This is a genomic window from Pseudomonas sp. NPDC087185 (assembly GCF_044744955.1).
In the GTDB taxonomy this organism is placed as follows: Bacteria; Pseudomonadota; Gammaproteobacteria; order Pseudomonadales; family Pseudomonadaceae; genus Aquipseudomonas.
Window position 1 is genome coordinate 503524 of record NZ_JBIUZK010000005.1, and the last position, 19417, is coordinate 522940.

The 19417-nt window shown below is 65.0% G+C and carries 18 protein-coding genes; 4 read left to right on the forward strand and 14 right to left on the reverse strand.

Going from position 1 to position 19417, the window contains the following annotated elements; all coding sequences use genetic code 11:
• Window positions 1–31: 31 nt before the first annotated feature.
• From ACIPIJ_RS19890 to cbiE, 7 genes are all read right to left on the reverse strand, one after another.
• Entirely contained in the window at window positions 32–886 is an 855-nt protein-coding gene (locus ACIPIJ_RS19890; RefSeq protein WP_401079752.1) for an SPFH domain-containing protein, read from the reverse strand.
• A gap of 27 nt (window positions 887–913) precedes the next feature.
• Window positions 914–1351 (reverse strand): NfeD family protein, encoded by a 438-nt coding sequence (locus tag ACIPIJ_RS19895; RefSeq protein ID WP_401079867.1) that lies wholly within the window; start codon window positions 1349–1351, stop codon window positions 914–916.
• Between the two features lie 123 nt (window positions 1352–1474).
• Window positions 1475–1894: a tRNA(fMet)-specific endonuclease VapC gene (vapC, locus tag ACIPIJ_RS19900; protein ID WP_401079754.1), complete on the reverse strand. Its 420-nt coding sequence runs from the start codon at window positions 1892–1894 to the stop codon at window positions 1475–1477.
• Complete coding sequence (vapB, locus tag ACIPIJ_RS19905) at window positions 1894–2124, reverse strand: type II toxin-antitoxin system VapB family antitoxin (RefSeq protein WP_401079755.1); 231 nt, start codon at window positions 2122–2124, stop codon at window positions 1894–1896. Before vapB ends, vapC begins: the two co-directional genes overlap by 1 nt.
• Before the next feature lie 91 nt (window positions 2125–2215).
• Complete coding sequence (locus tag ACIPIJ_RS19910; RefSeq protein ID WP_401079757.1) at window positions 2216–2935, reverse strand: cobalt-precorrin-6A reductase; 720 nt, start codon at window positions 2933–2935, stop codon at window positions 2216–2218.
• Window positions 2932–4026 (reverse strand): cobalt-precorrin-5B (C(1))-methyltransferase, encoded by a 1095-nt coding sequence (locus ACIPIJ_RS19915; RefSeq protein ID WP_401079759.1) that lies wholly within the window; start codon window positions 4024–4026, stop codon window positions 2932–2934. Before ACIPIJ_RS19915 ends, ACIPIJ_RS19910 begins: the two co-directional genes overlap by 4 nt.
• A complete protein-coding gene (cbiE, locus tag ACIPIJ_RS19920; protein ID WP_401079761.1) occupies window positions 4019–5230 on the reverse strand; it encodes a precorrin-6y C5,15-methyltransferase (decarboxylating) subunit CbiE in 1212 nt (403 codons plus the stop codon). Before cbiE ends, ACIPIJ_RS19915 begins: the two co-directional genes overlap by 8 nt.
• Window positions 5231–5474: 244 nt before the next feature.
• Between cbiE and cobG the strand changes: the two genes are divergently transcribed.
• Genes cobG through cobJ form a run of 4 tightly spaced genes read left to right on the forward strand, consistent with a single transcriptional unit; the run spans window position 5475 to window position 9850 of the window.
• Window positions 5475–6806, forward strand: coding sequence for a precorrin-3B synthase (gene cobG, locus ACIPIJ_RS19925; protein WP_401079763.1), 1332 nt, complete (start codon window positions 5475–5477; stop codon window positions 6804–6806).
• A complete protein-coding gene (locus ACIPIJ_RS19930) occupies window positions 6799–7425 on the forward strand; it encodes a precorrin-8X methylmutase (RefSeq protein ID WP_152956940.1) in 627 nt (208 codons plus the stop codon). Before cobG ends, ACIPIJ_RS19930 begins: the two co-directional genes overlap by 8 nt.
• On the forward strand, window positions 7422–8156 hold the full coding sequence (locus ACIPIJ_RS19935; protein WP_401079764.1) for a precorrin-2 C(20)-methyltransferase: 735 nt from the start codon (window positions 7422–7424) through the stop codon (window positions 8154–8156). The genes ACIPIJ_RS19930 and ACIPIJ_RS19935 overlap by 4 nt, the downstream gene beginning before the upstream one ends.
• Before the next feature lie 2 nt (window positions 8157–8158).
• Complete coding sequence (gene cobJ / locus ACIPIJ_RS19940) at window positions 8159–9850, forward strand: precorrin-3B C(17)-methyltransferase (RefSeq protein WP_401079766.1); 1692 nt, start codon at window positions 8159–8161, stop codon at window positions 9848–9850.
• Between the two features lie 9 nt (window positions 9851–9859).
• On the opposite strand, the gene ACIPIJ_RS19945 is transcribed toward cobJ, so the two are convergent.
• The 7 genes from ACIPIJ_RS19945 to ACIPIJ_RS19975 all read right to left on the reverse strand — a co-directional run bounded on the left by ACIPIJ_RS19945 (window position 9860) and on the right by ACIPIJ_RS19975 (window position 19397).
• Window positions 9860–10456: a MarC family protein gene (locus ACIPIJ_RS19945; protein WP_401079768.1), complete on the reverse strand. Its 597-nt coding sequence runs from the start codon at window positions 10454–10456 to the stop codon at window positions 9860–9862.
• A 28-nt stretch (window positions 10457–10484) separates the two neighbouring features.
• Complete coding sequence (locus ACIPIJ_RS19950; protein WP_401079770.1) at window positions 10485–13259, reverse strand: response regulator; 2775 nt, start codon at window positions 13257–13259, stop codon at window positions 10485–10487.
• A 135-nt stretch (window positions 13260–13394) separates the two neighbouring features.
• Entirely contained in the window at window positions 13395–14690 is a 1296-nt protein-coding gene (purD, locus tag ACIPIJ_RS19955) for a phosphoribosylamine--glycine ligase (protein WP_401079772.1), read from the reverse strand.
• 182 nt (window positions 14691–14872) lie between these two features.
• Window positions 14873–16480, reverse strand: coding sequence for a bifunctional phosphoribosylaminoimidazolecarboxamide formyltransferase/IMP cyclohydrolase (gene purH / locus ACIPIJ_RS19960; RefSeq protein WP_401079774.1), 1608 nt, complete (start codon window positions 16478–16480; stop codon window positions 14873–14875).
• Between the two features lie 81 nt (window positions 16481–16561).
• The gene (gene fis / locus ACIPIJ_RS19965) at window positions 16562–16882 is read right to left on the reverse strand and encodes a DNA-binding transcriptional regulator Fis (protein ID WP_011535876.1); all 321 of its coding nucleotides are present in this window, start codon (window positions 16880–16882) and stop codon (window positions 16562–16564) included.
• The gene (dusB, locus tag ACIPIJ_RS19970; RefSeq protein ID WP_401079776.1) at window positions 16879–17892 is read right to left on the reverse strand and encodes a tRNA dihydrouridine synthase DusB; all 1014 of its coding nucleotides are present in this window, start codon (window positions 17890–17892) and stop codon (window positions 16879–16881) included. The genes fis and dusB overlap by 4 nt, the downstream gene beginning before the upstream one ends.
• 176 nt (window positions 17893–18068) lie before the next feature.
• Window positions 18069–19397, reverse strand: coding sequence for a DUF3426 domain-containing protein (locus ACIPIJ_RS19975; RefSeq protein WP_401079778.1), 1329 nt, complete (start codon window positions 19395–19397; stop codon window positions 18069–18071).
• Between the last annotated feature and the right edge of the window lie 20 nt (window positions 19398–19417).

A 19417-nucleotide genomic window follows, 5' to 3' on the forward strand; every position in this document is an offset into this window, starting at 1 on the left:
GGGCAGGGGCCGCGATGCGGCCCCGGCTGTCTCAAGCCTTGTTACGGCCCATCAGGCCACGAACGGTCTCCTGCAGGTCTGCCGGCAGGACCACCACTTTGGCATTGTTGCTGCTGGCCAGGCTTTCCATGGCGCCGACATAGCGCTCACCGAGCAGGTACATGGCCGGCACCGTCTCGTTGCCCACCGCTTCCTTGACCAGCGAAATCGCCCGTGCCGATGCCTCCGCCAGGTTGATTTGCGCCTCGGCATCGAGCTTGGCCGATTGCAGGCGGGCTTCGGCTTCGAGGATAGCCGCCTGCTTGGCACCTTCGGCGCGGGTCACGTCGGCTTTACGCTCACGCTCGGCGGCCGCCTGGCGCTCCATGGCCAGCTGCATGTTTTCGGACGGCTTGATGTCCTGGATCTCCACCGAGCGCACGGTCACGCCCCAGTCTTCGGTCTGCTCGGACATCGCTTCACGCAAGCGTGCCTTGATCTGCTCACGGCTCGACAGCGCTTCGTCCAGGTCCATGGCACCGACGATGGCGCGCAGCGAGGTCATGGTCAGGCTGGTGACGGCGAACGAGAAGTTCTGCACACCGTAGGAGGCTTTCTGCGGGTCGACGACCTTGGCGAAACACAGGGCATTGGCGACGATCACCGCGTTGTCGCGGGTGATGATTTCCTGCTCCTGCACGTCGAGGATGATGTCCTTGGTCGGCAGGCGGTAGGCGACCACGTCCATGTACGGGATGACGATGTTCAGGCCGGGCTTGAGGGTGCTGTGGTAGCGCCCCAGGCGCTCGACGATCCACTCCTCGCCCTGCGGCACGATGCGCACCCCTTTGAATACGGTGATCAGGACAAAGACGGCCAGGGTGCCGACGACGATGAGGCTGGTCATGGTGCTAAATTCCTTTTACGTACAGAGTCAGGCCCGAATGACCCGGGCGGTGTTGCCTTCGATGGCGACGAGGCGCACGCGCTCGCCGGAGGGGATGTCGCTGTCGGCCACGCAGACCCATTCCTCGTTGCCGAGGATCGGCTTCTGGAAGCGCACGCGGCCTTTCTGGAATTGCGAAACGCTGCTGATCAGCAGCCCGACTTCGCCGATCACGCTATCGGCGGTCCAGCGCACATCTGGCTGCTTGCGCCGGAACAGCTTGAACCACAGGGCGGTGGTGACGGATGAGAACAGCACCCACAGCAATACCTGCATATCCAGTTGCAGGCTGGGGGCCGCGAGCGAAATGAGCGAGACCAGCACGGCACCGATGCCGAACCAGATGATGAAGAACGTGGGCAGGACCAGCTCGAGCAGGGTCAGCGCGATGCCGAACACCAGCCAGATCCACCATTGCATTTCCATATGGGTGACGCCTTCCAAGGGAGGGGCTTGAGTTTAAGGCTGCCAACAGGCCAATGGCCACATGGATGTATCTGGATTTACCGGCGGGAATGATCGATGGTTATTGTAGGACGTACGGAAGGATTACGGTTGCTGCGCAGGTTTGATAAGCCAATCCTCAACCCGTAAACCAGGAACGCGTATGAACTCACGGAGGTTATTGGTTACCAGTATGAGGCCTCGCGCCCGGGCATGCCCGGCAATCAGCTGGTCGAAAGGCCCGATAGGTGTGCCTGCCTTTGCCAATTCTGCACGAAGCTGTCCGGTGTGTTCTGCCGCATGGTCGTCGTAGTCGAGGACTTCAAGACGTGCAGAGAAGCCCTCCACTATCGAGAGATTGCGTTCCGGAGTAGCGGATTTCTCTGCGCCATAGATCAGTTCCATCAGCGTGACGGTGCTGATTGCCAGCTGGCCATAGTGGCGGTTGAACGCTTCACGGATTACCTGTGGTTTGTTCTTTATCGTGAAGATGCAGATATTTGTGTCGAGCATGTATCTGAGCATTAAAACCCTTCGCGTTCCTGTTCGGCAGGTTGGTCGCGGCTGGCCATGAAATCAGAGCTCGCATCGTCACCGTCAAACCAGTTATCCCATGACTCTCCGGCGGGTGTGATGATGCGGGTTCGCCCCACTGCAACGATGTCCACTCGGGTCACTTCATCGGGTAGAGCGACGGATTTCGGCAAGCGGATGGCCTGGCTGCGGTTGCTTTTGAAGACAGCACCTTGCTCCATAACGGCCTCCTAGGAAGCGGCAAACTGTGACTGGGAGTTTAAGTCCGTCTGTGTATATGTCAACGGGATATACATTTCGTCGGATGAGCAGTCAGTGCCCAATGGCGGCTAGCAAAAAACGGGCTTGAGTGAATGTGTGGTCAACTTCCGGGAGTGTCGGCCGTTTCAGCACAAGCACCGGCACCCCGCGCTCCCGCGCCACTTCAAGCTTGGGCTCGGTCGCCACGCTACCGCTGTTCTTGCTGACCAGCACATCGATGTTGCGCCGGGCAAACAATGCTCGTTCATCTTCGAGATGAAACGGTCCGCGTGCACCGATCACTTCACAGCGAGCATTGCCAGGGCAGGCCTCCAGCGCCCGTAGGGTCCAGAACTGCTCCGGCGGAATGCCGTCAAGGTGTTGCAGCGGCTCACGGCCGAGGGTGAACAATGGCCGCCGGAACGGCTTGAGCGCTTCTATCAGGCCCGCCCAATCCTCGACCTCGCGCCAGTCGTCACCCGGCTGTGGCTGCCAGGCCGGGCGGCGCAGGGCCCAGCAAGGTATGCCGACAGCCCGTGCGGCGGTGGCGGCATTGCGGCTGATTTGAGCGGCATAGGGGTGGGTGGCGTCGATCAGCAGCGTGATGCCTGCTTTGCGCAGGTAGCCGGCCAGGCCTTCGGCACCGCCATATCCGCCCACCCGCACCTGGCAGGCCAGGTCCTGCGGTATGCGCCCGATACCCGCCAGGCTATAGACATGCTCGGGCCCGAGCTGGCGGGCGATGGCCAGGGCCTCGGTAACGCCGCCCAGCAACAGAATGCGCCGGCTCATTGCACACCTGCCTTGCCGACGATACCGCCCTGGCGGTCGATGGCGAACACTTCCACCTGCACGTGCGTCGGTACCACGCTGCGGGCGAAGGCCAGGGCATGGGCGCAGACCGCGTCGCCTAACGCGATACCGGCAGCGTGCGCCAGGGCCAAGGCTTGCTGGCTGGTGTTGGCCGCCATGATCGCCGCCTGCAGGTCGGCATCGGCGCCGATGTCTGCGGCCCAGCCGGCCAGTTGCGGCAGGTCGATGCTCGAATGGCGGCTGTGCAGGTCCATGTGCCCAGCGGCCAGTTTGCTGATCTTGCCGAAGCCACCGCACAGGGTCAGGCGGGGTACTGGCACCTTGCGCAGGTGCTTGAGCACCGCGCCGACGAAGTCGCCCATCTCGATCAGGGCGATTTCCGGCAGGCCATAGACCCGGCGCATGGTGTCTTCGCTGGCATTGCCGGTACAGGCGGCGATATGTGTGTAGCCGTTGGTGTGGGCCACGTCGATGCCCTGGTGGATCGACGCGATGTAAGCCGCGCAGGAGAAGGGCCGGACGATGCCGCTGGTGCCAAGAATCGACAGCCCGCCGAGGATGCCCAGGCGCGGGTTCATGGTCTTCAGTGCCAATGCCTCGCCGCCCTGCACATTCACCGTGACCTCGAAGCCACCCCGGTAATCGCAGTCTTCGGCCAGTTGCTGCAGGTGTTCGCTGATCATGCGCCGCGGCACCGGGTTGATTGCTGGTTCGCCAACCGCGAGCACCAGCCCAGGGCGGGTAACGGTGCCGACGCCCTGGCCTGCGACAAAGCGTACGCCCGGCTCATCGAGCAAGCGCACCTGGCTGTAGAGCAGTGCGCCGTGGGTGACATCCGGGTCGTCGCCGGCATCCTTGAGCGTGCCGGCTTCGGCGCGCTCGCCCTCGCGGCGGCAGAACTCCAGGCGCATCTGCACCACTTTGCCCTTGGGCAAGGTAATGCTCACGGCGTCGTCGCACAGGCCGGTGAGCAGCAGGCGTGCGGCGGCCAGGCTGGTGGCGGTGGCGCAGCTGCCGGTGGTCAGGCCGCTGCGCAGCGGCGCAGGTTGTTCGCGGGTTTCTTCACGCATCGCGGGGTTTCACCACGTCGAGCAGGGTGATCGGCAACGCCTGGCGCCACGTGTCGAAGGCGCCCAAGGGCTGGGCCTGGGCAACATGGATGCGGGTTAGTTCGCCGCCATGCTGCTCGCGAAAATGCGCCAGGGCCAGCTCGCTTTGCAGGGTCACCGCATTGGCCACTAACCGCCCGCCGGGGCGCAGACGCTCCCAGCACAGCGGCAGCACGCCTTCGCGGGTAACGCCGCCGCCGATGAAGATGGCGTCCGGGCGCTCCAGTTCGGCCAGCGCCTGCGGCGCCTTGCCGCGAACCAGTTGCAGGCCGGGGACGCCCAGCGCATCGCGGTTGTACTCGATGAAACCTTGGCGGCCTTCGTCGGCTTCGATCGCCAGCGTTCGGCAGGCCGGGTGCGCGCGCATCCATTCGATGCCGATCGAACCACAGCCCGCGCCCACGTCCCACAGCAACTCGCCTGGCTGAGGGGCCAGGCGCGCCAGGGTAATGGCGCGTACGTCACGTTTGGTCAGCTGGCCGTCGTGGCGGAAGGCGTCATCCGGCAGGCCGGCGGTGCGCGCAAGCCGGGGGGCAGCTGCAGTGGCCTGGCATTCGATGGCTACCAGGTTCAGCGCGGCAATGCCCGTGTGGGGCCAGTCATCGGCCGTACCCGCCAGTTGGCGTTCAGTCGCCCCACCGAGGTGCTCGAACACCTGCAGGCGGCTGGGCCCGAAACCACGCTCGCACAGCAGGGCGGCGATGGCGGCCGGGCTGTCGCCATCGTTGCTCAGCACCAGCAGGCGCAGGCCGCTGTTCAGGTGGGCGTTGAGCGCCGCGATGGGCCGTGCGACCACCGACACCACCTGCACGTCCTGCAGCGGCCAACCCAGGCGGGCGGCGGCCAAGGCGCAGGAAGACGGCATCGACAGCACCTGCATTTCTTCGGCCGGCACTTGCCGCGCCAGGCTGGCGCCGACGCCGTAGAACATCGGGTCACCGCTGGCCAGCACGCACACCGGTTCACCGCGCAGGGCCAGTACCGGGGCGAGGGAAAACGGGCTCGGCCAATCCTGGCGGGCGGCGCGTATGCAGCGCGGCAGCAGGGCCAGCTGGCGGGGGCTGCCGATGATCCGCGAGGCACCGAGCAGGGCGCGCCGGGCTTGCTTGCCCAGCCCGCTGAAGCCGTCTTCGCCGATGCCTACTACTGTCAGCCAGGGTGTCATGTGTTTCTGATCCGCCATTTTTGAAGCCGCTTCGCGCCCCCTGCGCAGGCAAGCCGGCTCCCACAGGTACAGTGCCGTATTTGAGGGCTGTGATGCACCTGGGGAGCGGGTGTACCCGCGAAAAGGGCGACGCGGTAATGAATTTCTGCTCAATCGCCTGTGATGCTCGACCACCGGCTTTTCATGCCGCCGACCAAAGCAGGCATAATACCGCGCCTTCTACACTCAAGCGCATTTTCAGCGATTGCCGGACGCCCCATTGAAGCAGGTCCAAACACCCACCGTATCGCCCCGTCCCTCGGCTTGCCCGGGGTTGTGGCGCATCGTCAGTGCCCGCGATGGCGGCATCTGCAGAGTCAAGTTGCCCGGCGGCCTGCTGCTGGCCGGCCAGGCCGATGCGGTGGCCGGCGCTGCCGAGCGTTTCGCCACCGGCGTGATCGAGGCGACCAACCGCGGCAACCTGCAGGTCCGCGGCGTTGGCGACGATCACCGCGGCCTGATCGAGAGCCTGCTGGCTGCCGGCTTGGGCCCGCGCGAGGCCGCCAGCGACGATGTGCGCAACCTGATGCTCAGCCCACTGGCTGGCCATGACCCGGCGATGGTGCTGGATGTGCGGCCATTGGCCGCACAGATTCTCGACCTGCTGCAAGGCACTCCGCGCTTTCACCAACTGTCGGCCAAGTTCGCCGTGCAGCTGGACGGCGGCGAAGGCCTGGCGATGCTCGAACACCCCCACGACCTGTGGCTGTCGGCCTTGCGCCTGGAGCAGCGCACCTGGCTGGCGTTTGGCCTGGCCGGCTGCCCGGGCGATGGCCAGGTACTGGGCGCGGTGCCGCTGGAACAGGGGCTGGCGCTGGTGCGTGCGGTGCTGGAGCGCTTCCTCGACCTGGCCAGCCCGGACCAGGCTCGCATGCGCCAATTGCTTGAAGGCTGCCCGGTGCACGGTTTCATCGATGGGCTTGGGCTGGATATTCGCCGCGACGCAGCCGTCCTCGGTTGGCGACGCGAAGCCGGCAACCGCTCATGGCTGGGCGCAGTGGTGCAGCAGCAAGGCATGGCGCTGGGCATCGCCCCGCCGCTTGGCAGGCTGACCGCCGACATGCTCCGTGGCGCCGCGCAAGTGGCCCGTGAGCACGGTGATGGCAGCCTGCGCCTGACCCCTTGGCAAAGCCTGCTGCTGCCCAACATCGCCCGCGCCAGCATTGCCCAGGCGCAACGAGCGTTGTCGGCCCTGGGCCTGCTTTGCCACAGTGATGAGCCCTTGGCCCGCCTGGTTGCCTGCACCGGCAGCAGCGGCTGCGCCAAGGCGCACGGCGAAACCAAGGCCGATGCCGTGACCCTGGCAGCCCTGTTGCCTGCTGGCGCCCCTGCCAGCGTGCACCTGTCTGGCTGCCCCCGATCCTGCGCCGTGGCCCATGTCGCCCCGGCCACCCTGCTGGCCCGCTCACCGGGCCGCTATGACCTCTATTTGCGTGACGCGCGCCTGCCGGGCCTGGGTGCCCTGCGCGCCGCCGACCTCACCTTGAACGAAGCAGGCGCCATGCTCGCCCTGCCGACGGAGCACCTTGATGATTGATTACATCCGCGATGGTCAGGAGATCTATCGCAATTCCTTCCGGATCATCCGTGAGGAAGCCCGGCTCGAGCGGATCCCCGCCGACCTGGAGAAGCTGGCCGTGCGTGTGATCCATGCCTGCGGCATGGTCGAGGCCATCGACGGCCTGCAGTTCTCCGAAGGCGCCGGCCGTGCCGGGCGCGAAGCCCTGGCCAACGGTGCGCCGATCCTGTGCGACGCGCACATGGTCGCCGAAGGCATTACCCGGGCACGCCTGCCGGCCAATAACCCGGTGATCTGCACGCTGCGTGACCCGAGCGTCCCAGGCCTGGCCAAGGATGCCGGCAACACCCGCTCGGCGGTGGCTCTGGAACTGTGGCGGCCGCACCTGGAAGGCAGCGTGGTGGTCATCGGCAACGCCCCGACTGCGCTGTTCTACCTGCTGGAAATGATCGATGCAGGCGCGCCAAAGCCTGCGCTGATCCTTGGCTTCCCGGTCGGTTTCGTCGGCGCCGCAGAGTCCAAGGCCATGCTCGCTGCCGACAGCCGAGGCGTGCCGTTCGTAATCATGCAGGGCCGCCTGGGCGGCAGCGCAATGGCTGCCGCCGCCGTCAACGCCCTCGCCACGGAGGTGGAATGATGACCCCGCGCGGACGCCTGCTGGGCCTGGGTGTGGGCCCTGGCGACCCTGAGCTGATCACCCTCAAGGCCCTGCGCTTGCTGCGCGAGGCCCCGGTGGTCGCCTACTTCGTGGCCAAGGGCAAGCGTGGCAATGCCTTCGGCATCATCGAGGCGCACCTGCAACCCGCGCAAACGCTGCTGCCGCTGGTGTACCCGGTGACCACCGAAGCCCTGCCGGCACCTTTGTCGTACGAGCAGGTGATCAGTGACTTTTACGACGAAGCCAGTGTGCAAGTGGCCGAACACCTGGACGCCGGCCGCGATGTGGCGGTGATCTGCGAGGGTGACCCGTTCTTCTACGGCTCCTACATGTACCTGCATGACCGCCTGGCGCAGCGCTATGACGCGCAGGTGATTCCGGGTGTCTGCTCGATGCTCGGCGGCGCCTCGGTGCTGGGCGCACCGCTGGTGTACCGCAACCAGAGCCTGTCGGTACTGTCGGGCGTGCTGCCGGCCGAAGAGCTCAAGCGTCGCCTGGCCGACGCCGATGCGGCGGTGATCATGAAGCTTGGCCGCAACTTCCCCAAGGTGCGTCAGGTGCTGTGTGAGCTGGGCCTGGACGGGCGTGCGCTGTACGTCGAGCGGGCGACCATGGCGAACCAGAAGATCGTCGCGCTGGACGCGGTCGACCCGCAGTCGTCGCCGTACTTCTCGCTGATCATCGTACCGGGTGAAAAATGGCAGGGATGAGCATGCACAAGGCACCGGCAATCCTCGTGCTCAGCGCAGGCAGCCTGGCGACTGCGCAGCGTATTCAGCAGCGTTATCCCCAGGCGACGATCCATGGCCTGGCCGGCCGGGTCGAGCAGGCCGACCAGTTTTACGACGCATTCGGCGATACGCTGCGCGCGCTGTACCAGCAAGACACGCCAATCATCGCCTTGTGTGCGGCAGGCATCGTCATCCGCAGCCTGGCCAGCCTGCTCAGCGAGAAAGGCGCTGAACCGCCGGTGCTGGTGGTGGCCGAGGACGCTAGCGCGGTAGTGCCGTTGCTCGGGGGGCTCAGCGGCGTCAATGTCATGGCCCGCGAACTCGGCGAGGCGCTGGGCGTGGCGGCAGCGATCACCACCAGTGGTGAACTGCGTTTCGGCACCTGCCTGCTGAACCCGCCGCAAGGCTATGCCCTGGCGGATATCGAGCAGGGCAAGCGCTTCGTCTCCGACCTGCTGGCGGGGGAGGCCGTGCGCATCGAAGGCGATGCCCCTTGGCTGGCGCAGGCGCAACTTCCGGCCAGTGAAGCTGCCCGGCGCACCATTCATGTCGGTTGCGATGCCCGCCCGGCCAGCCGTGACGAGCTGTTGATCCACCCCCGTTCGGTGGTGGTCGCGGTGGACGCGGGCGGCCCTGATCTGGTTGAGCGCGTCAGCGGCGCCCTGCGTGCAACGGGCATCGCCGAACAGTCGCTGGCCTGCCTGCTGGCTGCCGAACAGGCCATGGCTGAACCTTCCTTGCAGGAAGCGGCCAAGGTGCTGGGTGTGGCACTGCGTTTTGCTGCAAAAGAAAGCACCCTTGCCAGCATGGCCGCCCAAGCGCTGCCTGATGCGCGTTTGGTCGAGCAGGCGGGCCTGGTCATTGCGGTGGCATCGGCGCCTGTCGAAGTCCACCAACTGGGCCGCCGGCGCGGTCGCCTGGCCGTCATCGGCCTCGGCCCTGGCGCCGCCGAACTGATGGTGCCGGCGGTCAAGGCCGAGTTGGCGCGTGCCGAGGACATCCTCGGCTACGAAACCTACGTGCGCATGGCCGGGCCGTTCCGCGACGACCAGGTGCAACATTGCACCGACAACCGCGAAGAGATGCAGCGCGCTCGGCATGCTTTCGAGCTGGCTGCACAAGGGCGTTCGGTGGTGGTGGTATCGTCGGGTGACCCAGGGGTGTTCGCCATGGCCTCGGCGGTGCTCGAAGCACTGCATGCTTCCAGCGACCCCGCCTGGCATCGGGTCGATCTGCAGATCCTGCCTGGTGTCTCGGCCTCGCTGGCCACAGCGGCGCAAGCGGGGGCACCGTTGGGGCATGACTTCTGCGTGATGTCGCTTTCCGACAACCTCAAGCCTTGGGCGACCATCGAGCATCGGCTGGACCTGGCATCCCAGGCCGACCTGGTGCTGGCCTTCTACAACCCGATTTCGCGCTCGCGCCCTTGGCAGCTGGGCCGCGCGCTGGACATCGTGCGCCAGCATCGCGCCGGGGCAACACCGGTAGTGCTGGGGCGCGATATCGGCAGGCCTGGGCAGACACTGCGTGTCGTCACCCTTGGCGAGCTGACGCCGGACATGGTCGACATGCGCACCATGGTCCTGGTCGGTTCGTCCACCACCTGCACATTCGCCCGTGCCGAGGGTGGGCAATGGGTCTACACCCCGCGCTGGTACCCGGTTGCGCCATGAGACACGGGGCTAGCCGACCAGGTAGCCCCTGATCCCGGTAAAGATGATCTGCGCCGCCAGGGCGCAGACGAACAACCCCATCAGCCGGCTGACGATCTGCAAGCCTTGCTCGCCAAGCATGCGTTCGATCCCGTGCGACAAGTACAGCACCAGCCCCACGGTGAAGCTGGCCAGCGCGATGCTGACAATGGCCAGCAGCTTGTCGTCCCAGTGCGGCTGGCTCACGCCCATCACCAGCAAGGCGCCGATGGTGCCGGGGCCGACGGTCAGCGGGATGGTCAGCGGTACGATGGTCACGTCCTGCTGCACGTTGTCGGCCTGCACCGCCGGCTTGCCCTGGGCCATCCCCAGGGCGGAGATGAACAGCACGCTGCCGGCGCCGATGCGAAAGGCATCGGCGGTGATGCCGAAAATGCCGAAAATCGCCCGCCCGAACAGGTACAGCAGCACGCTGGCGATCAATGCGGCAAAGGCGACTTTCCAGGCCAGCTGCTTGCGCTCCTTGCTGGAGTGGCCACGGGTCAGGCTGATGAAGCACGACAGCACGAAGAACGGGCTGTAGAGCACCAGCATCTTCAGGTAGACACTGAACAACTCATGGAGCATGAGGTGGGTCCTTGTGCTGCGCTATCGGCTACGAGGTGTGCAGCGGGTCGCTCTTGGCTTCGCGCTGGTTCGCCCAATACTGGATCAACTCGCGCAATTGCGACAGCTCCACCGGCTTGGCCATGTGCCCGTCCATGCCGGCCAGGCGCGCGCGCTCCTTGTGTTCGGCCAGAATGTGCGCGGTCAGTGCGACCACTGGCGTACGCTGGCGCTGGTTGGCGATTTCCCAGGTGCGCAGTTGTTGGGTGGCGGAGAAACCGTCGAGCACCGGCATCTCGCAGTCCATCAGCACCAGGTCATAGCGCTGGGCCTTCATCGCCTGCAGCGCTTCTTCGCCGTTGCTGGCGGTGTCCGGCTCGAGGTTGAGCTTGCCGAGCATGCCGCGGATCACCTTGGTCGAGATACTGTTGTCCTCGGCCACCAGCACGCGGAAGTTACCGGGTAGTTCGTGCGCCGGTGGGGTGCCCGGCAACGGCGCCGGTACAGTCTGTTCGCGGCCGCGCTGGGCCAGCTCTTCGGCCAGGGTGGTCTTCAGCGTGTAGCCGGCGACTGGCTTGGCCAAGATGCGCTTGACCCCGGCATTGCGCGCGATGACCTTGCTTGGTGCATTGCTGATACCGGTCAGCATCACCACCAGGATGTCGTGGTTCAGGCTGGGGTCTTCCTTGATCTTTGCCGCCAGCTGCATACCGGTCATGCCCGGCATGTTCTGGTCCAGCAGCACCGCATCGAAGTAATCGCGCAGGTGCGCCTTGGTGCGCAGCAGGGCCAGGGCCTCCTTGCCGGACGGTACCGCACTCACGTTCATGCCCCAGGCGCTGCACTGTTGTACCAGCACCTTGCGGCAGGTGTCGTTGTCATCCACCACCAGTACCCGGGCATCGCGCAACGGGCCGTCGAGGTCGGCCGGTGGTTGCTCCAGGCGCGACGGGTCGAGCGGCAGGGTCAGCCACAGGGTGTTGCCCATGCTGGTGCTGCTCTTGATGCCGAACTCGCCCTGCATCAGGCCAATCAGCTGCTTGGCGATGATCAGCCCAAGGTGGCCGCCGAGCTTGTTGCTGGAAAGGAACTGGTGGCTGTGCAGCTCGGCCTGCAGCAACGCGTCGCGCTCGGCGGCAGGCAGCGGCTCACCGCTGTCTTGCACGGCGATGCGCAGGCGCGGGATTTCGCCGCGCTGGTCCAGCGCCACCACCAGCAGGATCTCGCCCTGGTCGGTGTTCTTCAGGGCGTTTTCCAGCAGGCTGGAGAGGGCCTGGCGCAGGCGTGTCGGGTCGCCACTGATCACCCGTGGCACTTGCGGCTGGGTGAAGCTGATCAGCTCGATGTTCTGCTGTTCGGCCTTGGCGCGGAAGATGTTCAGGCAGTCTTCGATCAGGGCGTTGAGGTCGAATTGCACATCGTCCAGTTCGATCTGCCGCGATTCGAGCTTGGAGATGTCGAGGATTTCATTGATCAGCGTGAGCAGTTCGTTGCCGGCGCTGTGGATGGTCTGCACGTAGTCGCGCTGCTTGACCGACAGCGGTGTACCCAACAGCAACTCGGTCATGCCCAGCACACCGTTCATGGGCGTACGGATTTCGTGGCTGATCTTCGCTAGGAACTCGGCCTTGGCGTTGATTTCCGCGTCGCTGGCGGCCAGTGCGCGGCTGGCGCTGAAGCGCTCTTCGTTCATCCGCCGCAGGCGTTCGCTGACCGCCAGGTTGAGCAGCAGGCCGCTGGCCACCGCCAGGCCGAGCAAGATGCACAGCAACCACGGCGTCGAGGTGCGCGTCAGGCCGAGCAGCGCCGGCAGCAGCACCAGGCCGCCAAGGTTGAACACCACCATGGCCAGGCTGAACAGGCGTGCGGGTGCATAGCCCTTGTACCAGTGGTAGCTGCTGACCAGCAGCATGCTCACGCTGCCCAGGGCCAGCAGGGCGTAGGTCATCAAGTTGAGCGGCAAGGTGTCGACGAACAGCAGGATCAGCCCGCTGACGGCCGCCACCAGTATTTCGCCCTGCAGCAGGCGGTTGAGCTGCGCGGAATTACAGGGCGCGAAGAAGTGCTGGGTGAAATACAGCCCGGCCATGCCCGCCAGCACCAGGGTCAGGTAGGCAGCCGGGGTTTGCGCGCTGTGCCACAGGTGCCACCAGGGCCCGCTGAGGTTGAGCAGGATGAGGCCGCTGAGCAGCATCAGGCCGTGGTACAGCGCGAGAATCAGGGTGGTGGTGGAGCGGGTGTACAGAAAGCGGATCAGGTTGTGCAGGATGAGCATCACCAGGCCGCCGAACAACATGCCGAACAGCAACGGCTGGCTATGATTCGAGGCCGCTACGGCCGCGGGCTCCAGGCTGATGGCCGGACGCAGCTGGTGCTCGGAAACCAGGCGCAGGTAGATGTCCAGCGCTTGCGGGCTGTTGGGCAGGGGCAATACATGGTCGCTGCCGCGCAGGGTCGGGCTGCCGTTGTTGCCGGCCTGGCGCCCGTGGTGCAGCTGGCGCAACAGTTTGTCGCCGTCGAGTGCGTAGAGGTCCAGGTGCGAAAGGTCGGGGGCGAACACCCGCAGCAGCTGCTCCTGGTCGCCCGGTTCCAGGCGATAGTGCAACCACAGGGCCTGTTCTGCCGGGGCGGCATCGAGGTCGCCGAGGGCGGTCGGGCTGAACTGGCTGCGGTAGCGATCGGAACGCACGTCGCTCAATTGCAGGTTGGCCTGTTCATCGAGCAAAACCGACCAGCCTCCGCCTTGATCGGCCGAGGCCGGGAGCAGGCAGAGCAATGTCAGCAAGCTGACGATCAAAGCTGTGGCAATCCGAAGCCGACGCACTACGAGATCCCTTCTTAGCCGATGTGCCGTGTACTAACTATGCGCGGCGCGCCAAGTCGAAGGCAAGGCCCCGCTGGGGCCCTGTCGACGAGCCGAATGGCGCAGACGCAAGCAGCTGCGCGCATTCGGTAAAGGTTACTGCTGGTGTTCACCGCGCTCGCGGGCAATGGCCCGGTAGCCGATGTCGGTGCGGTAGAAGCTACCGTTCCAGCTGACTTCCTTGGCCAGGCGGTAAGCCTGCTGCTGCGCGTCGGCAACGGTGCTGCCCATGGCAGTGGCGCAAAGCACGCGGCCGCCGTTGGTCACCACTTGGCCGTCCTTGAGCGAAGTGCCGGCATGGAACACCTTGCCTTCGATCTTGGCTGCAGCGTCCAGGCCGCTGATCGCGTCGCCCTTGGCGTAGTCGCCCGGGTAACCGCCGGCAGCCAGTACCACGCCCAGGCTCGGGCGCGGGTCCCATTGCGCTTCGACCTTGTCCAGGGCCTTGGCGAACGCGGCTTCGATCAGCAGCACCAGGCTCGACTCCAGACGCAGCATGACTGGCTGGGTTTCCGGGTCGCCGAAGCGGCAGTTGAACTCGATGACCTTGGGGTTGCCCGCCTTGTCGATCATCAGGCCGGCATACAGGAAGCCGGTGTAGACGTTGCCTTCCTCGGCCATGCCGCGCACAGTCGGCCAGATTACCTGGTCCATCACGCGCTGGTGCACATCCGGGGTGACCACTGGGGCAGGGGAGTAAGCGCCCATGCCGCCGGTGTTCGGGCCGCTATCCTGGTCGCCGACACGCTTGTGGTCCTGGCTGGTGGCCATTGGCAGCACGTTGTGGCCATCGACCATGACGATGAAGCTGGCTTCTTCGCCGTCGAGGAACTCTTCGATCACCACGCGCGAACCGGCTTCGCCGAAGGCGTTGCCGGCGAGCATGTCACGCACGGCGTCTTCGGCTTCCTGCAGGGTCATGGCGACGATCACGCCTTTACCTGCTGCCAGGCCATCGGCCTTGATCACGATTGGCGCGCCTTTTTCCTGCAGGTAGGCCAACGCCGGCTCGATCTCGGTGAAGTTCTGGTAGTCGGCGGTCGGGATCTTGTGACGTGCCAGGAAGTCCTTGGTGAACGCCTTGGAGCCTTCCAGCTGGGCCGCACCCTTGGTTGGGCCAAAGCAGTCCAGGCCACGGCTGCGGAACAGATCGACCACGCCGATGACCAGCGGCGCCTCGGGGCCGACGATGGTCAGGTCGACGTTTTTCTCGGCGAAGTCGGCCAGTTGCTCCAGGGCGGTGACGTCGATGGCGACGTTCTCGCACTTGGCTTCAATGGCGGTGCCGGCGTTGCCCGGGGCTACGAAGACTTTCTCGACGCGAGGGTCCTGGGCGACTTTCCAGGCCAGGGCGTGCTCACGGCCGCCGCTGCCGATGATCAAAACTTTCATGTCAAAACCTCGAATTCTTTCGGACGCAAGGCAAAACCTCACGCTGTACGAGGTCGCACTGAAGCAGGTAGATGCAAGGTGGGGCCGGTTCCGATGAGCGGAGTTGCCTTCTGGCAATGAGCTTCAGCGGAACCGGCCCCTACGCAGCAGATGCCTGCTTCAGTGCGGCCGATTGCCGTAAATCAGTGGCGGAAGTGGCGCATGCCGGTGAATACCATCGCGATACCGGCTTCGTCGGCAGCAGCAATGACTTCAGCATCACGCATCGAACCACCCGGTTGGATCACGGCGCTGATACCCACTTTAGCTGCATTGTCGATGCCATCACGGAACGGGAAGAACGCGTCCGATGCCATGACCGCACCCTGCACCTGCAGGCCAGCATGCTCGGCCTTGATGGCAGCAATGCGGGCGGAGTTGACGCGGCTCATCTGGCCGGCGCCGACACCGATGGTCTGGCGCTGCTTGGCGTAGACGATGGCGTTGGACTTGACGAACTTGGCCACTTTCCAGGCAAACACCAGGTCGTGGATTTCCTGCTCGGTCGGCGCACGCTTGGTGACGATTTTCAGGTCGTCGGCGGTGATCATGCCGATATCACGGCTCTGCACCAGCAGGCCGCCGTTGACGCGCTTGAAGTCCCAACCGGCAGCCCGTTCGGCTGGCCACTCGCCGCATTCCAGCAGGCGCACGTTCTGTTTGGCCGCCACCACGTCGCGGGCAGCCTGGGAGATTTTCGGGGCGATGATCACTTCGACGAACTGGCGCTCGACGATGGCCTTGGCGGTTTCGCCATCCAGCTCGCGGTTGAAGGCGATGATGCCGCCGAAAGCCGACTCGGTGTCGGTGGCGTAGGCCAGCTCGTAAGCCTGGCGGATGCCGCCTTCGTCTTCTGGCACCACGGCCACGCCGCATGGGTTGGCGTGCTTGACGATGACGCAGGCCGGCTTGACGAAGCTCTTCACGCACTCCAGCGCGGCGTCGGTGTCGGCCACGTTGTTGAACGACAGTTCCTTGCCCTGCAGCTGCACGGCGGTGGAGATGCTGGCTTCGCCTTTGTTGGCTTCCACGTAGAACGCCGCGCTCTGGTGCGGGTTCTCGCCGTAGCGCATTTCCTGGGCCTTGACGAACTGGCTGTTGAAGGTGCGCGGGAACTCGCTGCGCTCGGAAGTCGACAGGGTTTCTTTGGCCTGGTCGATGGTGCCCATGTAGTTGGCGATCATGCCGTCGTAGGCGGCGGTGTGCTCGAACGCCTTGAGCATCAGGTCGAAACGCATGGCATAGGTCAGGCCGCCGGCCTTGAGGCCTTCGAGGACGCTGGCGTAATCGCTGGCGTTGACCACGATGGCCACATCCTTGTGGTTCTTGGCGGCCGAACGGACCATGGTCGGGCCACCGATGTCGATGTTCTCGATGGCGGTCGGCAGGTCGCAGCCAGGCTTGGCGATGGTGGCTTCGAACGGGTACAGGTTGACGGCGACCAGGTCGATCGGCTTGATGCCGTGCTCGTTCATGATGGCGTCGTCGGTACCGCGACGGCCGAGGATGCCACCGTGGATCTTCGGGTGCAGGGTCTTGACCCGGCCATCCATCATTTCGGCGAAGCCAGTGTAGTCGGCCACTTCCACCGCGTTCACGCCGTTGTCCTTGAGCAGCTTGTAGGTGCCGCCGGTGGACAGGATCTCGACACCGAGCTGTTGCAGCTCACGAGCGAATTCGAGGATACCGGTCTTGTCGGAGACGCTGATCAGGGCGCGGCGGACTGGCAGGCGGGTAGTCTGGTCGGTCATTTCGGATTCCAATAACGCGGTGGAGTCAGCAAAAAAGGCGCCTCTGTTCAGGGAGCCGCCTTTTCTGATTGGGATTCTGGCTTACAGCAAGTCGTACTGCTTGAGCTTCTTGCGCAGGGTGCCTCGGTTGAGCCCGAGCATCTCGCTGGCCTTGGTCTGGTTGCCCTTGACGTAATTCATCACGCATTCGAGCAGGGGCGCCTCGACTTCGGAGAGCACCAGGTTGTACACGTCAGTGACGGTAGCGCCTTCCAGGTGTGCGAAGTAGTTGTGCAGCGCCTTCTCGACGCTGTCGCGAAGGGTCTGGCCCTCTTCGCTCGGCGTGTTGAGGTGCTGTTTGAGGTTGGCGTTGTCGCTCACGGGCGTTGTTCCACTCACTAATGTCTCAGTCATCATCGTCATGCGGCCACCCCTTGTCCGTCCTCTGTCTCAAGGCTCTGTCGACGTTCGCTGAAATACCCGCGAACGTTGGCGCACTGCGCTTGTGTGTCTTCCAAAGCGTTGAACCGGGCGCGAAACTCCTTGCCGCCGGGTCGTGTTGCCAGGTACCAGCCAACGTGCTTGCGGGCGATACGTACGCCCATCACATCGCCATAAAAGGCGTGCAGCGCAGCCAGGTGCTCCAGCAGGATACGTTCCACTTCGTCCAACTGCGGGGCCGGCAAATGCTGGCCAGTCCCTAAAAAATGCTCGATCTCGCGAAAGATCCATGGCCGCCCTTGGGCAGCCCGGCCAATCAGCAGGCCGTCGACACCAGTGGCGTCCAGCACCGCCCGGGCCTTTTCTGGCGAAGTGATATCGCCGTTGGCAAAAACCGGGATGGACACCGCCTGCTTGATGGCAGCGATGGTGTCGTATTCGGCAACGCCGGTGTACAGGTCGGCGCGTGTGCGGCCATGCACCGCCAGCGCCTGGATGCCAGCCTGCTCGGCGATCTTCGCCACGTTCAGGCCGTTCTTGTTCGCCCGGTCCCAGCCGGTGCGGATCTTCAGGGTCACCGGGACGTCCACCGCGCCGACGACGGCGTGGAGGATCTCGTGGACCAATGCTTCATCTCTCAATAAAGCAGAGCCTGCAGCTTTGTTGCAGACTTTTTTTGCCGGGCAGCCCATGTTGATATCGATGATCTGGGCACCCGCTTCGACGTTGGCTCGGGCCGCCGCCGCCATCATCTGCGCATCGCCACCGGCGATCTGTACCGAGCGTGGCTCGGGATCACCTTCGTGGATGCGGCGCAGGCTCGACTTGCGGCTGTTCCACAGGCTCATGTCGCTGCTGACCATCTCCGACACGACCATGCCTGCGCCCAGGCGCTGGCAAAGTGTTCGGAAAGGCTGGTCCGTGACCCCGGCCATGGGCGCGAGGATCAGGTTGTTGCGTAGTGTGTATGGGCCGATGCGTACCGCCGACATAGGTGTTCCCTGTTGTGGGGCCGAATCATTGGAGTTCGAAAAAGGGTTGGCATAATACCCGCTCTCGGTGACCGGATAAAGATGGATTTGGATAAAATCTGAACAGCTGCGGCCTTATGCCCGACGGTTAGCGACAGCAGGCTGGCGCCGAAAACACGGCGGCCAGCCACGCCCGATCACTCGGGGGAGCGGAAGCTGAGGCTGTAGTTCACGGCCTTGGGCCCCGGGTCGAGGATGTCCAGGGCAATGTGGATGGGCGTTTGGCTGGGCATTTCGCCGCGGCCTGCCAGCTCGCCGGAGAGGTACTCGCTGGGCTTGAACCGACGGCTGGCGATCAGTTGGCCATTGAGGTCGGCAAAGCGCAGCTCCAGCAGCGGGAACGGCTGGGCGAACGGTGCGCGGTTGTAGATGATCGCATCGACGATCAGTGCGCCCTTGAAGTCCGGGTGGCTGCGGACCACCAGGTTGCTGCTCTTGATCCGGCCGATGTCGACGCGGGTCGGTACTTCGCAGCCCAGCATCGGGCACAGCTGCTGGAACAGGGGGCGGTACTGGTCCTGGCGGGCCATTTCGTCGAAATGGAACCACACGTACTGGAATGCCAGCAGACCGGCGGCCAGCAGGGTGAGCACGCCCCACAGCAGGCGCTTGCCCCAGTTCGGCTTGGGTTTTTCCCAGCCCAGCTGCAGCGGGTCGTCGACCACATTGACCAGCGGCTCCTTGCGGGACGGGCGCTCGGGCCTGGCTGCGAAGCCAGGCTCCAGGCGTTCGCCGGGCAGCGGTTCGGCAGGGTCGTCGTCACGCGCCGACAGGTGGATGTCCATTTCGTCGTCATCACGGGCGCTCAGGCCTTTTTCGTGGATGAGCTCGTCATCCGCCGGCAATGGCTCGTGGTAGTCGTCCGCGTCATCGTCATGAGCTGCCCGAGGCGCGGCAGGCCCATCATCGAAGTCCAGGTCCAGATTGCCACCCAGCGTTGGCTCGGTACGGTCACCTGGGGCCGATTCCAGCTCCAGCGGTTCCTGTTCCAGCAGCACCGGAGCGGGCTCCACGGCGTCCAGCGGCTCATGGCGATCGTCGGTCGCGTTGCCGAACAGCTCGTCGCCATGGTGATCGGCAGCGGGCTCGTCACGCCGCGCCTGCAGTGCATCGGCAGGTGCGGCGGGGCGTGGTTCGTCAGGCTTGCCGCGGCGTTCGAGGCGGGCCAGTTCCTGGTCCAGGTCGAGTTCGTCCAGGGCCTGTGCCGTGGCCGCCCAGTCTTGTGGCTCGACGGCTGCAGGCTCACTGACCGGTGGCTCAGGCGCGGTGATGGGCACCACCTGCGGAATCGGCGGCACCACAGGCGCGTTGCCGGCGCGGTTTTGCTCCAGCAGCTGCTTCGCCGCATTGAACACCTGCAGGCAGTGGCCGCAGCGCACCACGCCACGCGCCACGCTCAACTGGTGGTGGGTGACGCGAAAGCTGGTCTGGCAATGCGGGCACTGAGTGACGAAACTGTCGGTCATGCGGCGATCCGGGAGCTGTG

Excerpts from the sequence above, each read along its gene's own strand:
- ACIPIJ_RS19890 (WP_401079752.1), bottom strand. The coding sequence starts at position 886 with ATGACCAGCCTCATCGTCGTCGGCACCCTGGCCGTCTTTGTCCTGATC.
- ACIPIJ_RS19895 (WP_401079867.1), bottom strand. The coding sequence starts at position 1,351 with ATGGAAATGCAATGGTGGATCTGGCTGGTGTTCGGCATCGCGCTGACC.
- vapC (WP_401079754.1), bottom strand. The coding sequence starts at position 1,894 with ATGCTCAGATACATGCTCGACACAAATATCTGCATCTTCACGATAAAG.
- vapB (WP_401079755.1), bottom strand. The coding sequence starts at position 2,124 with ATGGAGCAAGGTGCTGTCTTCAAAAGCAACCGCAGCCAGGCCATCCGC.
- ACIPIJ_RS19910 (WP_401079757.1), bottom strand. The coding sequence starts at position 2,935 with ATGAGCCGGCGCATTCTGTTGCTGGGCGGCGTTACCGAGGCCCTGGCC.
- ACIPIJ_RS19915 (WP_401079759.1), bottom strand. The coding sequence starts at position 4,026 with ATGCGTGAAGAAACCCGCGAACAACCTGCGCCGCTGCGCAGCGGCCTG.
- cbiE (WP_401079761.1), bottom strand. The coding sequence starts at position 5,230 with ATGACACCCTGGCTGACAGTAGTAGGCATCGGCGAAGACGGCTTCAGC.
- ACIPIJ_RS19930 (WP_152956940.1), top strand. The coding sequence starts at position 6,799 with ATGATTGATTACATCCGCGATGGTCAGGAGATCTATCGCAATTCCTTC.
- ACIPIJ_RS19935 (WP_401079764.1), top strand. The coding sequence starts at position 7,422 with ATGATGACCCCGCGCGGACGCCTGCTGGGCCTGGGTGTGGGCCCTGGC.
- cobJ (WP_401079766.1), top strand. The coding sequence starts at position 8,159 with ATGCACAAGGCACCGGCAATCCTCGTGCTCAGCGCAGGCAGCCTGGCG.
- ACIPIJ_RS19945 (WP_401079768.1), bottom strand. The coding sequence starts at position 10,456 with ATGCTCCATGAGTTGTTCAGTGTCTACCTGAAGATGCTGGTGCTCTAC.
- purD (WP_401079772.1), bottom strand. The coding sequence starts at position 14,690 with ATGAAAGTTTTGATCATCGGCAGCGGCGGCCGTGAGCACGCCCTGGCC.
- purH (WP_401079774.1), bottom strand. The coding sequence starts at position 16,480 with ATGACCGACCAGACTACCCGCCTGCCAGTCCGCCGCGCCCTGATCAGC.
- fis (WP_011535876.1), bottom strand. The coding sequence starts at position 16,882 with ATGACGATGATGACTGAGACATTAGTGAGTGGAACAACGCCCGTGAGC.
- dusB (WP_401079776.1), bottom strand. The coding sequence starts at position 17,892 with ATGTCGGCGGTACGCATCGGCCCATACACACTACGCAACAACCTGATC.
- ACIPIJ_RS19975 (WP_401079778.1), bottom strand. The coding sequence starts at position 19,397 with ATGACCGACAGTTTCGTCACTCAGTGCCCGCATTGCCAGACCAGCTTT.